Here is a 16,998-nt window from a genome sequence, read left to right on the forward strand (position 1 = left end):
GGAGCTAGCAATTCAGGAATATTTTTATTAATTATAAAATCACCACCCGATTGATGCAGGCAAAATCATCCTTGATCGATGTAATCATCCAGTTTTGTCTGCTGAAAATGATGCAGCTGAGGGATTTCCTCTTCAATCATTTCTTCTTTTGTGTAAATATCTATAGGCTGATCAGATTGTTCCATATCTGCTTTCTGTTCTGCAGCTGAGAACATCCCTGTATCTGGGGTTTGTCTACCTTCTGTTGTCAGTTCTGTATCTGGAAATTGTTCCTCTTCTAAGGCCAACTCTGTATCTGGGGTTTGTCCTTCTTCCATAATCAGCTCCGCCTCAGAAGTTTTCTCATCAAGCAATTCTTCATATTCATGGCATAATGTCTGATAATGCAAAAGTTCTTTTTTTATTTCCCAGGTCTGTTCTCTGCACCTCATCAATTCTGCCTTTATATCTGCACTCTGACGTTCAGCTGCTTCCATTTGTTTTTGTGCCTGGTTTTGCTTTTTGTATGCCCTATGTTGTTCATCTACAGCATTTACCAGCGCCAATACAGTTGACATATTCAGATTAAGCTGAGGGTTGTTCTGCATTACACGTCTAATCATTTCATCAGCATGAGAAGCGATCTGCCGCATATATTCTTCATTTTCGGCAGCGAGCAACTGATAATTCATTCCACCTATTTTAACCGTTATCTTGCTTATATCCTCAGCCACAGCAAACACTCCTTTGTTGAATACTAATCATCATGATAAAGTATATGATAATGAACTCCACAGAGCAACCTCTATCATAAAATGCTCAAGTATCAGTATTTGTTATTTTTTTATATAAATCTATAAATAATTGTGGTTTTAAAGATTCGGCTCTTATATCGGATGAAAGATTATTTCTTATTAATAATTCCGACAAAAACCCTGAATTAACAAGTTCTGAATAATCGCTTTTTTTAAGTATACCAGAAAGAACTTTTCGTCTTTGGCTAAAACAAACATGTAAAAATCTGGCAAATCCCGGCATATCTTCTGGTTTGAGTATTATCTGATCATTATCTTTTTCCAGAATCATTATAACAGAATCTACCTTCGGTTTAGGGAAATAGGATGAAGCATGAACATTTACTAATTTCTTTATGGATCCGTAGCTATTTACAAGAACAGCTAAAGGACCATAAAGCTTAGAACCAGGTAACGCTGTCAATCTGGCAGAAGCTTCCTTTTGCATCATCAAGAGCATATTTTGTGCCTGTGGTAATTCTATCAGAAGTTTTTCAACTAATTGAGCTGTAATATAATACGGTAGATTGGCTGCAACCTTAATTTTCCCCTGCCAGGCAGAACAAAAACCAGCCAAATCCGACTTTAATGCATCCTGATGAACTATTCTGCTATTTGCCGAATCTTGTAATACATGTTCAAGCACAGGCAGCATATGCCTGTCAATTTCTATAGCAGTTACATATCCGGCACATTCTGAAAGTGCTCTGGTTAGTGATCCCATACCTGGGCCTATTTCTATTACCATATCTGTTTGATCAAAATTACCGCTATCACAAATACGCCGAACAACCCGATCATCAATCAGAAAATTCTGACCGAGTGACCGGGTTGGACGAATATCATATTCAAGCATTAACTGACGCGTTTCATGATAATTCATTTATTTCTCATGCATTGATCAAGGTGTAGAAATTATATACACCGATCTGCTTTCCTTACCTACCCTGGCTGTACCATTACGTATCTCTCCCGGGTCATAACTTAAATCAAGCAAGTTCGGGTTTGACGATACACTGTGAATATCTCCCACAACTGCAAGACCATATCCTTCTACAAAGAGAATAGTTCCCATAGGCAGATTAGAACCAGTATATCTGCCATTTTCACGATAACCAAAGGTTGCTACGATTCCTCTTTGGGCAGGAACACCACTATAGGTATTGTGATTTATAGCCGGAGAATGGCATCCCCACTGCAGACAAACCTCTAAACCATCATACATGGTGACAGTACGCGTATCCTTCTGCTGATAAGAAAAAGTATGACCATCAACAGTTATTGTACCATTACCATTATCGGAATAGCTGCCATAAGTCTGCTGTCCATTATTGTTTAAAAGTCCTTTAATCGAATTAAAACTATTAACTACCGTCGAATTAGCCCTGCTGCTTATAGGCGCAATTGTCGGTCTTATTTTTGTTCCATTAGCGATAACCTGCTGTACAGGATTTTCAACTATTTCCGTACCAACATAAACCCGGCTGACAAAAATTCCATCCTCATATGTATCCTCGTATATAGTTGCTCTTTGACCATCCCGACCCTCCGTTGCAATTTTACTTTCCCCCTCGTAAATTGTAGGATCATCTACCTCTACGGTAGTAAATGGAATGGTTTCATATTCTCTGTATTCACTTTTTTCAACACTAATAAATGTGATTGTTGCGCCGTCAAGCGACTCTTCATCTTCGCCCGATTCTTCGGTGATATTGCCTGTTTCCTCTTCCAGTTCAGCAAAACCGGAACGAGACATCAGATCACTCATAGACATTTCATCTGTTGCTGTATTGATGGCGTATCCACTCCAGGACAATTTCACATTTGACATTTTACTTATAGACAGATCATATTTCTGACCGGGCAGCAAAAGCTGATCATCCGGCAGACTAAGCAGATCGTTTTCACCAACCTTTATTCCCGCTTCGTCTATAGCCTCTATAACTGTGTTTTTGTATGTCAAAAGTGTGTGAATTTCGTCATCAACTGTGACTTTAAGTTCAGCCGGATATCTGGTCTCATCCGCTAGCATGGCTGACTGTTGATTTGCTATAACTCCTGCTACGATGGCAAGACTGACTAGTATTGTCAAAATAAATGATCTAAAGATCGTCCGTGCAATCTTAACCTCGCGCCTACTTACGATACTCTTACGAGCGTACTCAAGCCGTGCAGCTACAGCTTTGATTTTTGGTTTATTTATCTTTTTCATGAGAGCAATTATAGTTGGCGTTCTCAGATGTGTCAAATAAAAGGTCATTTTTTCAATCTTTTTACCCTATTTTTCGTCACATTTTGCTTTTTTTTGAGCAAATAGCAAAAAAATCCAGGCTTAAAATCCAATTAAAAGTGCTCAGCAAATATTTTTTTAGAGGTAAAAAATCTTGTTTTTAATCTTTCAAAGTCCTCATTTTTGATTTAATTCTTCTCTTTTCGGTGTACATAATACAATCTGCTTTACTGATAAATTCCTCAAGACTATTTTTGTCTTCTGGTTTTATAGTAGTGATTCCATGACTTGCCGAAATATTATAAGCTCTATTTTGAGTAGTATTTATCTCCTTAAAAGAATTTTTTATTCTCAACCAGACTATTTCTGCTTGTTCAGCCGGAACTTCAGGTAAAACCAGCAGGAATTCATCCCCGCCCATTCTTATTAAAAAATCTTTTTGCCTGATTTCTTTCCTGATAATTTCCGATACGGTTATTATCAGCTCATCCCCCGCATCATGTCCAATTTGATCATTTACCTCTTTCAACCCGTTTATATCAATAAAACAGATTGAAACAATTTCATTATGTCCAACCTCCTGGGAAAGAATCTTTTGCAATTTGTTTAGTCCTGCATACCTGTTGTAGGCATCACTCATTAAATCATGTTCAGCAAGATATTTTGTACGCATGTTCTGATATTTCCGTCCAACAAAAACCAACGAAATACCTACTGCGGATACAACAACGACAAAGAAAGGCCAGAGAGATTTAATAAAGGCAGAAAAAACAAGCGCGACGTAGTTATCTGTAAAAATATTATACAAATCATTTTTGATAGATATTTCAGAAAGAAAAACCAAATAATCGGCAACACCACCATTTATTGCAATATATATATCTTCTAAAGGTATTTCGAGTTTCGTCCAGAGAAATACTCCCCTTGATGCCGAACTAACAGCTGTTCTCTCGTGAAAAATTCCGGAATGCTGATTTTTAACTAGTTGCCATACTGTATAAGGAACCTTGTCGTTATAAATAAAACTGGAATTATAATCAAACTTCATTAATACATTAGATGTGGAATCAGCAAGAAACATATGTCCCACATAATTAGTCTTGTAGTTGCTATTAATAAACTCTATTTCATCAGAATATGGAATATCATATTTGAAGTAGGCAGTAGCATCTTTATTAGAAAAGTTATTAAAGTTAATGCTGCCAATCAGTCTAATATAATGAGCATCTGTCTTCAGTGCGTCAATTTCTGCTTGAGAAAAAACAATCAACATAGATTCCTGTAGATCAAGTATTTCTTCAGAGAATTTTATGCTCTCCAGCCACAAATCCATTTTTTCATCATCTAAAGAAATTTCAAAATCTGTGTAGCCTGCTTTTGTCATTATCTCTTTATGCCAATCCGGGATTAAGTTATCTTTGTCAATATTTTCTTGCGTTAAACCGATCTCAATTAAATGCTCCTCAACCAGAGCAGCTGTTGTTTGCATATCTTTTTGCCACTGCAGGACTTGCTGACTGAACAACAAACTGGCATGTTCAAGTCTATTTTGCTCATTACTATAATAACGATCTCTTTCAATGGCATTTTCACGCCACATAATTGTAAATACAACAAAAAAAACAGCTAAAAACCCTATCGCTGAACACAACAAAAAATTTTTAACAAAATACAATCTCATGGTTTTAAGCTGATACCACATTATAAACCTCATGACAACTTGAAATTCCTGTTTTTAGAGGCAAAACAATCTATATGCATAATATATTTATAGCTACTATAACATATTAAACGTTTTCGTTGTATTTATAATTGTATATGTTAACGAAATATTTTTGTTTACTCTGCTTACTAATAAGATTTATCAATTAAAAATGTCAATTATCTTTATTTTCTTCAGAAACATTTTCTTCTTGCAAAATTTCAGGTTTTTCAGGCAATTGTACAATGGGTTCGTTTTCATCAGTCAACTCATCTTGAGATATTTTATTATTGTATGAAGCGGATTCTACTTGCCTTTTTTGATTCCATTTTTTGTCGGGAGTGCCTGAAAAAGTATAGCAATAATTATTTTCTCCATAATATACATAGAAATATGCTGTAGGAACTTCACTATCTTGATCCACATAGCAAAAAATTGGATGTTTTAATTTTCGTGCCGTTTTTATCATGGTTTTGAAATTTCTTGCCGTAATACACCATTCTGGTTCCCAGGCTTTTTCACCAATAATCATAAGACGGCCTTTTGCTTTACGCATCATTCGTCTGACCTGCTTGTTAAATTTAGGTTTTTTTCTGGGTTTGGTTCCAATCAGAAAGATAATTAATGCTCCGAGGCAAGCAGTCATCACAACAGGATATATCCATACAGGCAACGGTGTTAAATATAACTGCCATCTTTGCCATCTCCATACGGTTTCAGCCTGATCTTCAAGTTGTTGATTTTTGATTGCAAAGGTACTGTTACCAAGCGGCATCATGATAGCAGGACGTTCTTGTATATTGTATATAAGATTCCCGTCCTGGATTATTTCGAAATCTACTTGCAGACCTATCTCCAGTTCATAATCTGCGGCCAGATCTGATTCCTGTTCAAATTCCCTGATAATAACTGCATAATCAGCAAAATCAACTCTGGCAGGCTGCTCCAGATTAAGCTGTCTGCCATTAAAACTAATCTCTATTTTATCTGAAACAGGTACCGACTTTTCAAATAAAATCCTATTAGGATCTGATTGATCTTTCATTCTAAGAATGGCGAATATCTGATGATATCCTCTTATCAGACTTTCTCTATCAGCTTGTAAGTTATAGTTAAAAACCGGCAGCACAGATTGAGCATATTCACTTAGATAGATCATATCCATCCCCTGAATAGTCTGATCCATTACTGCCGATGATTTATTTTGAATCTGATACTTAATTCGGCTTTCTCTGTCAAATCTATATGCAATTGTCGGCAATGAAAATACTACCGGTCTGAACTGGGCATAAGTAGCTAAAGAAACGGCGGCCAGCAAACAAACAAGAATTATTACCGCAAGACAACGTGGCAATCTTGCAATTTCACGCCGTTTGTCTGTTTTACCGTTTAGATTATTCTTATTAAAACTATCTTCTGTTAAGCTATAACCATTTCTTCTTTTCATATTGCCCTCCTGAGTATAATGATCTATCAATCAAACCAGGATACGCCGGCTTCAAATATTTGCTGGTCTTTATTACCAGGAATATTCTGTGCCAGCTTATTTGTATATCTTTCCGAATGTCCCATTTTACCTAAAATTCTGCCATCAGGACTAATAATACCTTCAATCGCTGAAACTGATCCATTAGGATTAAAAGCTGTATCGACAGAAGGAATACCTGCTAAATCAACATATTGTGTTGCAACCTGTCCATGTTTTATCAACTTGTCAAGCACTTCAATGTTCGCACTGAATCTGCCCTCACCATGTGATACAGGTATCTGATGCAAATCACCAATATTTGTTCTATTTAACCATGGTGAATTGTTATTTACAATTCTTGTAGTTACATAGCATGAGACATGTCTGCCTATATGATTAAAAGTAAGGGTTGGGAAATCAGAAGTCAGATCACAAATATCTCCGTATGGAAGAAGTCCCAGCTTTATCAAAGCCTGAAAACCGTTGCATATACCAAGCATCAAACCATCTCTTTGTTTAAGCAGTTTACGTATCTGTTCTGCAACAGCAGGATTTCTCAGAGCAGCAGCAATGAATTTCCCAGAACCTTCAGGTTCATCTCCTCCACTGAAACCTCCTGGCAGCATAACAATCTGGGCTTGAGATATTCTTTTTTCCATCTCCCGCAACGTATCAGATATTGCATGTTGACTTAGATTACGAACAACCATTATGTCAGGCTTGGCACCTGCTTTTACAAAAGCTCTGGCAGTGTCGTATTCACAATTTGTACCTGGAAAGACAGGAATAAATACAACCGGCTTTGCCTTTAATGACTTTTTGGTATAAGGAGCTGCGGCGGTAAAACTCGAATTATCAGCTTTTTCAAATTCTCCGGATATTCTTTGATCAATTTCTATCTTGTTTTTGCTAACTGTAGGGAATACTTTTTCCAGTTTTTTGGTCCAGCTTTGTAAAGCATCTGACAAGGATAATCTCTGTCCACCGAAAATTATTTCCGGTGACTGTATTGTTCTTCCTATTAATATAGCTCCTGCTTTGCGTAGCAAAGTTATACTTTCCACATCAGAAACAGCCAGCATAATAGCTCCTGGGCGCGGACTGAAAATATCTCTTATTGTCAAAGTTGTATCGAATTCAAAGCCCAGTTTTTCACCAAAGCATTGTCTGGCAACAGTTATGGCAACACCACCTGAATTTACAGTCGCAGCAGCTTCTACAAGCCCTCTTGACTGCATATCATAAACCAAAGCCAGTCTTTCCTGCCAGTTGCAGATATCAGGCAATAACAGCTCATCTTTCTTTACGTCGAGCAGCCACACTGATAATCCTGATTCTTTATAAACTGATGAACATACCTGATCTGCATGTCCGGTTGCAACTGCAAAAGAAACAAGAGTAGGTGGTACATGCATATCGTTGAAGCTTCCCGACATACTGTCCTTGCCACCTATAGCAGGCACTGCAAAATCAAGCTGCGCCTGATATGCACCAAGCAAAGCAGAAAGTGGTTTACCCCATTTTGTCTCATCTGTAAGTCTTTCAAAATATTCCTGGAAAGTAAGTCTGGCTGAAGTTGGGTCAGCACCCATGGCAGCAAGCTTAGATAATGAATGCAAAACTGCATAATATGCACCATGATAAGGACTCCAGCTTGAGAGTTCAGGATCAAACCCGAAGGTCATAAAACTGCAATCATCAGTATTCCCTTCCATAACAGGAATTAGTGCAGCCATGCCTTCCTCTGCTGTCAGCTGATACCTGCCGCCAAAAGGCATCAGAAGCGTACCGGCTCCAATTGTGCTATCAAATCTTTCTACCAAACCTTTGCGAGAACAGTGCTCCAGACTACCAAGACGCTCGGTCATAATTGAAGAAAAACTATCTGCTGTTTTATCTGTCAGACCAGCGTCAAAAAAGTAGTTATTCTCCATATCTGGCGACTGTACCTTAATTGATGTTGACTGAGGTGCACCGTTACTGTCAATAAATTCTCTGGACAGATCTACAATATTATGTCCTCGCCACTTCATAATCATTCTTGGCTCAGCTGTTACTTCTGCCACGATCACAGCTTCCAGATTTTCTTTATCGGCTGCATTTATAAAAGCTTCCGTATCTTCAGGTGCTATAACTACAGCCATCCTTTCCTGTGATTCCGAAATAGCAAGCTCGGTTCCATCAAGCCCCTCATATTTTCTAGGCACTTTATCCAGATCTATCTGCAAGCCTGCAGCCAGTTCACCTATAGCTACAGAAACACCACCTGCACCGAAATCATTACAGCGTTTAATCATTTTGGCAACTTCAGGATTGCGAAATAGTCTTTGTATTTTTCTTTCAGTTGGCGGATTTCCCTTTTGAACTTCCGAACCACAGGTCATTAAGGATTCCTCGGTATGTGCTTTGGAAGATCCGGTAGCTCCACCACAACCGTCACGTCCGGTTCTTCCTCCGAGCAAAATTATTTTGTCATTGGCAGCGGGAACCTCTCTTCTAACCTGATCTGCCGGAGCTGCAGCTATTACTGCACCTATTTCCATACGTTTTGCAACATAACCAGGATGATAAATCTCTTCAACCTGTCCGGTTGCAAGACCAATCTGATTGCCATAGGAACTATATCCATTTGCTGCCGTTCTGGTTAATTTGCGCTGTGGAAGTTTACCAGGAATAGTCTGTGAAACAGCAACAGTAGGATCACCACTGCCAGTAACCCGCATAGCTTGATATACATAAGAACGTCCTGAAAGTGGATCTCTTATAGCACCACCAAGACAAGTGGCAGCACCACCAAAAGGTTCAATTTCGGTAGGATGATTATGTGTCTCATTCTTAAACATAACCAGATATTCCTGATTCTGCCCATCTACTTTGATATTAACTTTTATACTACAGGCATTTATTTCTTCAGACTGGTCAAGATCAGCAAGCAAACCTTTCTTGCGCAGATCCTTCATAGCAATTGTAGCCAGATCCATCAGGCATACAGGCTTACTTTCCAGTCTTGCACCATATATATCGGCTCTGCGTTTATGATAATCGTCCAGAACACTTTGCATATGACTGCTCATTTCATCATCTTTATCAAAGTCAATCTGTTCAATCCTGGTTAAAAAAGTAGTATGTCGGCAATGATCAGACCAATATGTATCAAGAACTCTTAATTCTGTCCAGGTAGGATCACGTTTTTCGGAGGCAAAATAACTACGGATAAATTGAAGATCGGCCAGAGACATGGCAAGGCCTGCTTCCTGTCTCAAATTTTCCAGCTGCAGATCGTCAAAAGCGGTTACCCCTGAAACAGTTTCAATCATTGCAGGAGCTTCCAGTTTATCTTCTAGAGACTCCGGAATATCCATGGAAGCTTCACGTGCTTCAACAGGATTGATCAGCCAGTGTTTAATCTGATCAAATTCAGATTCAGTCAGGCTGCCATAAAAAGCATACACTCTTGCTGCCCGGCATAAAGGTCTTTCTCCTTGAGTCAGTATCTGAATACACTGTGCAGCAGAGTCTGCTCTTTGATCGTACTGTCCTGGCAAAGCTTCAACAGCCAGCACGGCAAAAGCATCGCTCAGATCTACATTATCAGTAAAAACATCATCTACAGGCGGTTCGGAAAAAACCTGATTTACAGCCAGATCAAATGCAGCAGCATCAATTCCAGACACATCATATCTGTTGAAAATCCGTACGGACTCCAGTCCGGCTACCCCCAGATTTTCTTTTAGATCAGCTATAAGTCCTGTTGCTTCAACATCAAAGCCTGATCTTTTGACAGCATATACTCTTCTGACTTCACTATTCTTTTTCATCCTGTTTTGCCATCCTTAACTTTATTGCGCTAAAGCTCTTCCAGCTTTATCCATTATTAGCGCTTCTATAAATTTTAGCTGCAGAAGAACTTTGTATCATAAATCGAAACAAAATTCTTCTGCACAACATTAACAAATCAGTTGTCATCAACCATTGTTTGCAGGAATTTAGCACTGCGTTTCAGGAATGATGCCATATCATCAGCCGAAAGGGATCCATGCCCCAACCTGGCAAGATCATAAATATGCTTTGCCATTTCCTGAGCTTTTTCTTTCTGATCAGGTAATTCAGCCAGAGCCTGAAGTCTGGCAGCAAGAGGTTGATCCTGATTGACAACAAGAGTCTGCTGCAAGGGGAACATACTCTCAATATCCATTGATTGATCACCTTTACCCTGCATTTTTTCAAATTGCTTTCTCATTTCCTGCATTCTACGAGATTCTTCTGATTCAAGAATCATCGCAGGCAAAGCCTGTTCACCGAGAGACTGAATTTTTATTTCCAGTTTTTCCTGTTTGGTGGCTTCCCTGAACAATTTTTCAAAAGCTTCTACCTTGTCGTTATCGCCTTCCTCGCCACCTAGCTCAGCATCAACACGTTTAAATTTCTTGCCCTGGTTTTTGTATTCAACCATTGACATAAAATGATTGTCAAGCTCATGATCCATAACCACAACATCAAGTCCACGGGCTTTTGCCATTTGTATATAGGCAACCTGCTGATCCGGATCCTGAGTATAATAAATTGTATCTCCAAGATCAGCTAAAACCTTATGTTCACCGTCAACAGTTTTGAAAACAGCAATGTCTTTAACCTTATCGTGGAATTTATCGTCACGCAGCATACCGTATTTTACAAATACGCCCATATCCTGCCAATAATTATTATAATCTTCACGCTGATCCTTGAATAATTTATTCAGTTTATCTGCTACTTTACGGATAATATGCGCTGATAATTTGCTGACATAATCATCATTTTGCAAAAAGCTACGCGAAACATTAAGTGGCAGATCAGGACAATCTATGCAGCCTTTGAGCAGGAATAAAAATTCAGGAATTATTTCCTTAATGTTATCGGCAACAAAAACCTGGTTATAGTAGATTTTTATTCTGCCTTCAAGTGATTCATATACATTATCTGACTGCGGGAAATAAAGAATACCTCTAAGTTTAAATGGGTAATCCATATTCAGATGTATCCAGAATAAAGGTTCTTTAAAATCTTTGAATGTTGTTCTAAAAAAGTCTTTATATTCCTCATCTGTGCAATCATTAGGATTTTTCAGCCAAAGAGGATATACGCTATTAACAGGTACTTCTTTTACAGCTTCTGCTTCTGGTTTATCTTCAGACTCCTCTTCGCCTTTTTCCTTTGCCTCCTGAGCTTTCTGCTCAGCTTCCTGCGCAGCTTTACGGTCTGCTTCAAGATCGTGGAAATAAATAGGATAAGGCATAAAATTACAATACTTATCTAGAATTTCACGTAATTTAGCTGCATTGAGGAATGATTTTCCCTCTTCCGACAAAGTCAATGTTATTCTGGAACCACGTTGATCATAGTCAGATGATCCCATTTCGTATTCCATTCCATCCTCACTTTGCCAGCTAGCAGCCTCGGCTCCCGGCTGCCATGACAAAGTATCAATCCTTACAAGATCGGATACCATAAAAGCTGAATAGAATCCAAGCCCGAAATGACCTATGATACCCGCATCCTCTGTTGCCTTGTCTTTGTATTTTTCAACAAAATCCATTACTCCGGAAAAAGCGATCTGATTAATATATTTTTTTATTTCCTCATCAGTCATACCTATTCCGTTGTCCATAATAATAAGTTGACCGGCCTCGCTGTCATAACTGACATCTATTCGATACACCTCGTCTTCCGGCAGCTTAGCCTCACCCAGATCACCCAATCTCCTTAGCTTCGAAATAGCATCCGCCGCATTGGAAACCAGTTCACGTAAAAATATATCCCGATCTGAATAAAGCCATTTACGAATAATTGGGAAAATATTTTCTGTACTGACTGAAACACGTCCTTTTTCCTGATGCATCACAATTCCTCCTTGATATATATAAATATTATTAACCGTTATAAAAAACGGCATTTAGCCACAACATTATATCAGCATTTGCCTGATAATTCTAACCCATTTATCTTCCGTGAGCAATCGATTATCGGATAGTGATTAATGAGTATTTACATAGTTTTGTACAATCTTCTGATACTCGCGGTTAATACGATTGAATAATTCATTTTCAGCCGACTTAAGCGATTTATCTTCTATAGAGGATATTGCCAGAAGATCTATAGGTGATCCCGATAGAAATGCCGCATCTATACTGTCGTCTCGTGACAACTCCTCTTTATTTATCATCTGGATTACAAAATCAGCTCCGGCTTGCTTTATAGCCTGCATAACATATTTACGAGTAATACCTAGCAAAATTTTATTATCCGGGGCGGATAATACCTGATTCTGACGAATAAAAAAGAGATTGGATCTTGATCCCTCGGTAAAATACCCTTTATTATCAGCTAGTATCAGCTCAAAAGGACTACCAAAAATATTTTCACGGGCAAACCCTCTGGCAACAGCTTGTTTATAATCAGATTTTATCATTTTCACATTGGGATTTTCTCTTTCCCAATCAATAATCAATACAGGTACACCTCGGGCAAAAAGCTCCGGTGAAGGATAATAAGAAGGGATAAGATGTATTACCCTCTTTTCAGGTGTAAGTATAATTCTAAGATTAATCTGGTCAAGATCAAATTTAAGTCTGATATGGTCGGCAATCAGTTTTTTACATTCCTCATACAAACACACTGGAAAATTAAATTTATTATTAACAGATTTTTTTAATCTGTCTAAATGATCTTCCCAAAATAAAGGTGTATGATCGATTATACGGATAACCTCATAATACATTATGCTGTTTCCGGGCTGACGCAGACCCATAACAGTTTCTGATTGTAAATCGTATAATGTTCCGTCTACCATCACAGAACAACCGGTTACAGCATCAATTACAGGATAAGACATTATTATTCTCCTCACAAAACAAGATATATTTGACTAATTATAACATGTGATTATAGCATGACCGCATAAGTATTACCCTTTTATATCCCTCTTAACATCCACAGTATCAGATTTATATTTTACAGTAATAAAACCGGCATCAAAATATGAGATTATATCTTTGACATTGTAAACATAGGAGTTGTATACTTTTGTCAGGATTTTGACGAAAACGCATAATAGTATTAAGCATCGTATTGTCGTATAATTATTCGAAATTAATATTTTTTATGCATTTATTTTGTAAAATAATCAGGAGGCAAGAGAAATGGCAAAGGAAAAAATACTTTTGGCTTATTCAGGAGGACTGGATACATCGATTATCATACCATGGCTGCTTGAGAATTATGATTGTGAAGTAATAGCTATGGCTGGAGAAGTAGGAATTGATATTGATCATAAAGCTCTGGAGGACAAAGCAATTAAATGCGGAGCCACTAAGTGCTTTATTGAAGATATTTCAGAGGAATTCATTACTGATTATATTTATCCAACGCTTAAGGCTGGAGCTATATATGAGGGTAAATATCTGCTGGGAACATCTTTTGCCCGCCCTATTATCGCTAAAAGAATGGTTGAGATAGCAAAAAGAGAAGGTTGTACGGCTATTGCACATGGTTGCACAGGTAAAGGAAATGATCAGGTCAGATTTGAGTTGACAGTAAAGGCTCTTGCACCTGAACTTAAAATAATTGCGCCTTGGAGAACCTGGGAAATCAAGTCACGTGACGAAGAGCTGGAATATGCTAATGCAAGAAATATACCGGTGCCGGTAACAAAAGAGAATAATTATTCAATGGACAAAAACCTTTGGCATCTCAGTCATGAGGGAATGGATCTGGAAGATCCGGCAAATGAGCCGCAATACGATAAAATTCTGGAAATGATGGTTTCTCCTGAAAAAGCTCCAGATAAACCTGAATACGTTGAACTTGAGTTTGAAGCGGGAATACCCGTAAAAGTAAATGGCAAAGAATATAGTCCGGTGGATATGCTGAAAAAACTTAATGAGATAGCAGGAAGAAATGGTGTTGGTATAGCTGACATGGTAGAAAACCGTCTTGTTGGCATGAAATCCAGAGGTGTTTATGAAACACCTGGAGGCACACTAATGTATGCGGCTCATCGTGAGCTGGAACTACTCTGTATGGACAGAGATACAATGCATTACAAAGATCTTGTTTCTCAAAGATACGCCGAGCTGGTTTATTTTGGACAATGGTTCCATCCTTTGCGGGAAGCTCTGGATGCCTTTGTAAATGAAACTCAAAAAACAATAACAGGTAATGTGAAATTAAAACTCTACAAAGGCAATGTTCTTCCTGCCGGGACAACATCACCATTTTCTCTTTATGAGGAAGAGTTATCTACCTTCGGTGAAGATGATGTTTATGATCAAGCAGATGCAGGCGGTTTCATAAATTGCTTTGGTTTGCCGATGAAAGTCGTAGCACAGATGAAAAAGCGTAATAATCTAATCGACTAATTAAGTTTCAGAAATAACTTATTTCTGCAGCCGGGACTGATGTTCCGGCTGTAGTTCAATTATTCAGATATCAGAAAACATATTTAATTTCAGGGAGGCAGATTCCCCATGGATCAAAAGAAAACCAAACTCTGGGCTGGACGTTTCAGTAAGGAAACAGATGCGGCTGTAAATGCATATAATTCTTCAATATCATTTGACTTTCGTATGTATCGTCAGGATATTACCGGCAGTAAAGCACATGCTAGAATGCTTGCCAAACAAAATATCATAAGTAATGATGATTGCCAAAAAATCTTAAACGGTCTGGACAGTATTCTTAGCGATATAGAAAACAATATTTTACAGCTGGATCCACAAGCTGAAGATATACATATGTTTATAGAAGCGGAATTAACTACCAGAATTGGTGATGCCGGCAAAAGACTGCATACAGGCCGCAGCCGCAATGATCAGGTTGCATTGGATTTACGCCTTTATCTGCGTGATACAATTGCAGATATCAGAAAAGAAATGCTTGCTCTGTATAACACTATGATTGATATATGCCGTGATAATCTGGAAACAATCATGCCTGGGTACACACATTTGCAAAGAGCCCAGCCAATTACAATGGCTCATCATATGATGGCATATGTTGAAATGATTTCCAGAGACATCAGCAGATTAGATGATTGTAATAAAAGAATGAATGTCATGCCTCTTGGATCAGGAGCACTGGCAGGAACAACTTATGATCTTGATAGACAATATGTTTGTGAGCAGCTGAATTTTGATCATATTACTATTAACAGCCTTGACGGTGTTTCCGACCGTGATTATGCTATCGAGCTGGCGAATACGCTTTCAATTTTCATGATGCATCTGTCACGGCTTAGCGAGGAAATAATTTTATGGTCAAGTCAGGAATTTGCTTTTATAGATCTTGATGATGCCTACAGTACAGGCAGCAGTATAATGCCGCAGAAAAAAAATCCTGATATTGCAGAGTTGACAAGAGGCAAAACAGGTCGTGTTTTTGGTTCCTTGCTAACTTTACTAACTGTAATGAAAGGTTTACCACTGGCCTATAACAAAGATATGCAGGAAGATAAAGAAGCTATTTTTGACGCAGTAGACACAGTTATGATGTGCCTGCCGGCTTTTACAGGAATGCTGGCGACTATGAAGATAAGAAAAGAAAACTGCCGTCAGGCTGCAGCTGGTGGTTTTACCAATGCTACCGATCTTGCTGATTATCTGGTAAAAAAAGGATTACCCTTCCGCAGTGCTCATGAAGTTTCAGGGAAAATGGTTCGCTATTGTGTGGAAAAGAATTGTGCGCTTGAAGACATCAGCCTTGATGAAATGCTGACCTTTTCACCATTGATAGAGCAAGATATTTTTGAGGCTATAAGTCTGGAAACTTGTGTAGGTCAAAGAAAAATCCCCGGAGCACCCTCACCGGAAACGGTTGCAGAAGCAATTAATCAGGCTGCCGCCAGGTATTAACCTTCATAACCAAGTTCATTTTCAATCTGCCAGGTTATTTTCTGCCATTCACTGGCTTCGCTTTCCAGTCCCATAAAAGTATAAAGAAGAACTTTACCATGACAGGCATCAACATTCATCGGATCAAGTTTCAAAGCTTGATCCAGATAATACGATGCCTGTTCATACTCGCAAAGCTGAACAAGCGAATTGCCTTTGCCGGCCAGAGCAATTGCATTATCCGGCATAATTCTCAGAGATTTCTCAAAACAGGCAATTGCTTTTTCAAATTCACCACGATAAAAAAGAATTGTTCCTTTTGTACAGATTGCATCTGCGTAATCGGGAGATTCAGCAATAGCTCTGTTTACAAGATCATAAGCAATATCATCTTCGCCTTTAAGATGTTTTAAATATGATAATTCATTCAATGCAAGAGGGTTATCCGGTTCGATTTCAACGGCTTTCATTAAAAATTCCATTGCTGTATCCTCTTGATCCTGTCTAAGAGAAAGCAGACCCTTAATGACATAAATACCGGAATTTAAAGGATCAAGCTGAAGACATCTGCTACATGCCCTTTCACAATCATCAAGATATCCGGCAGAAAAACATATTTCAGCTATTTCATAATATATTTCCGGATCAGACGGATAAGCTGATCTTAAAGTCTGAAAATGAGCGAGAGCCTCAAAATCGCGCCCCAAAAAAGACAAAGACTTGCCTTTCCTTTTTAGTAATCGCAATTTATTATCTGAAACCTCCAGAAGTTTTGCCTTTTCTTTAAGAATTCTGTCTGCCAGTTCCAATGCTTGCTCACTATGATCTGCAATTTCCAGTCTTAACAAAATTTCTTCTACATAATCACAGCCATATTCAGAAAGGTTCCATTCTGAACATAGATCTACCCAGTCAAGGCAAAATTTTTCCAGTTTTTCATAATCAGCCCTTATCAATTT

11 protein-coding genes are annotated in these 16,998 nt (G+C 38.3%); 2 read left to right on the forward strand and 9 right to left on the reverse strand.

The annotated features are described in order from the left end of the window. Positions 1 to 65: 65 nt before the first annotated feature. From AC0KSB_RS14410 to AC0KSB_RS14445, 8 genes are all read right to left on the reverse strand, one after another. Positions 66 to 713 (reverse strand): cell division protein ZapA, encoded by a 648-nt coding sequence (locus tag AC0KSB_RS14410; protein ID WP_472310451.1) that lies wholly within the window; start codon positions 711 to 713, stop codon positions 66 to 68. Positions 714 to 798: 85 nt separating this feature from the next. After that, positions 799 to 1,656, reverse strand: a complete 858-nt coding sequence (rsmA, locus tag AC0KSB_RS14415; RefSeq protein WP_472310452.1) for a 16S rRNA (adenine(1518)-N(6)/adenine(1519)-N(6))-dimethyltransferase RsmA — start codon at positions 1,654 to 1,656, stop codon at positions 799 to 801. Between the two features lie 18 nt (positions 1,657 to 1,674). Next, a complete protein-coding gene (locus AC0KSB_RS14420) occupies positions 1,675 to 3,033 on the reverse strand; it encodes a G5 domain-containing protein (protein WP_472310453.1) in 1,359 nt (452 codons plus the stop codon). Positions 3,034 to 3,163: 130 nt separating this feature from the next. Further along, complete coding sequence (locus AC0KSB_RS14425; protein ID WP_472310454.1) at positions 3,164 to 4,705, reverse strand: GGDEF domain-containing protein; 1,542 nt, start codon at positions 4,703 to 4,705, stop codon at positions 3,164 to 3,166. Positions 4,706 to 4,880: 175 nt separating this feature from the next. Next, positions 4,881 to 6,152 carry a hypothetical protein gene (locus AC0KSB_RS14430; RefSeq protein WP_472310455.1) on the reverse strand — a complete coding sequence of 424 codons (1,272 nt, stop codon included), beginning with the start codon at positions 6,150 to 6,152 and terminating at the stop codon, positions 4,881 to 4,883. A 26-nt stretch (positions 6,153 to 6,178) separates the two neighbouring features. After that, positions 6,179 to 9,991 carry a phosphoribosylformylglycinamidine synthase gene (locus AC0KSB_RS14435; RefSeq protein WP_472310456.1) on the reverse strand — a complete coding sequence of 1,271 codons (3,813 nt, stop codon included), beginning with the start codon at positions 9,989 to 9,991 and terminating at the stop codon, positions 6,179 to 6,181. 137 nt (positions 9,992 to 10,128) lie between these two features. Further along, positions 10,129 to 12,051 (reverse strand): molecular chaperone HtpG, encoded by a 1,923-nt coding sequence (htpG, locus tag AC0KSB_RS14440; protein ID WP_472310457.1) that lies wholly within the window; start codon positions 12,049 to 12,051, stop codon positions 10,129 to 10,131. 135 nt (positions 12,052 to 12,186) lie between these two features. Beyond that, a complete protein-coding gene (locus AC0KSB_RS14445; protein ID WP_472310458.1) occupies positions 12,187 to 13,044 on the reverse strand; it encodes an aminotransferase class IV in 858 nt (285 codons plus the stop codon). 307 nt (positions 13,045 to 13,351) lie between these two features. On the opposite strand from AC0KSB_RS14445, the gene AC0KSB_RS14450 reads away from it, so the two are divergent. Together AC0KSB_RS14450 and argH are read left to right on the forward strand one after the other, a co-directional pair. After that, positions 13,352 to 14,569, forward strand: a complete 1,218-nt coding sequence (locus tag AC0KSB_RS14450) for an argininosuccinate synthase (RefSeq protein ID WP_472310459.1) — start codon at positions 13,352 to 13,354, stop codon at positions 14,567 to 14,569. Positions 14,570 to 14,677: 108 nt separating this feature from the next. Then, complete coding sequence (gene argH, locus AC0KSB_RS14455; protein ID WP_472310460.1) at positions 14,678 to 16,060, forward strand: argininosuccinate lyase; 1,383 nt, start codon at positions 14,678 to 14,680, stop codon at positions 16,058 to 16,060. On the opposite strand, the gene AC0KSB_RS14460 is transcribed toward argH, so the two are convergent. Then, positions 16,057 to 16,995, reverse strand: a complete 939-nt coding sequence (locus AC0KSB_RS14460) for a tetratricopeptide repeat protein (protein WP_472310461.1) — start codon at positions 16,993 to 16,995, stop codon at positions 16,057 to 16,059. The genes argH and AC0KSB_RS14460 overlap by 4 nt on opposite strands. Between the last annotated feature and the right edge of the window lie 3 nt (positions 16,996 to 16,998).

This window comes from Ercella succinigenes (assembly GCF_900002895.1).

Coding starts and splice junctions, on each gene's coding strand:
- rsmA (WP_472310452.1), bottom strand. CDS start 1,656: ATGAATTATCATGAAACGCGTCAGTTAATGCTTGAATATGATATTCGT.
- AC0KSB_RS14420 (WP_472310453.1), bottom strand. CDS start 3,033: ATGACCTTTTATTTGACACATCTGAGAACGCCAACTATAATTGCTCTC.
- AC0KSB_RS14425 (WP_472310454.1), bottom strand. CDS start 4,705: ATGTGGTATCAGCTTAAAACCATGAGATTGTATTTTGTTAAAAATTTT.
- AC0KSB_RS14430 (WP_472310455.1), bottom strand. CDS start 6,152: ATGAAAAGAAGAAATGGTTATAGCTTAACAGAAGATAGTTTTAATAAG.
- AC0KSB_RS14435 (WP_472310456.1), bottom strand. CDS start 9,991: ATGAAAAAGAATAGTGAAGTCAGAAGAGTATATGCTGTCAAAAGATCA.
- htpG (WP_472310457.1), bottom strand. CDS start 12,051: ATGCATCAGGAAAAAGGACGTGTTTCAGTCAGTACAGAAAATATTTTC.
- AC0KSB_RS14445 (WP_472310458.1), bottom strand. CDS start 13,044: ATGTCTTATCCTGTAATTGATGCTGTAACCGGTTGTTCTGTGATGGTA.
- AC0KSB_RS14450 (WP_472310459.1), top strand. CDS start 13,352: ATGGCAAAGGAAAAAATACTTTTGGCTTATTCAGGAGGACTGGATACA.
- argH (WP_472310460.1), top strand. CDS start 14,678: ATGGATCAAAAGAAAACCAAACTCTGGGCTGGACGTTTCAGTAAGGAA.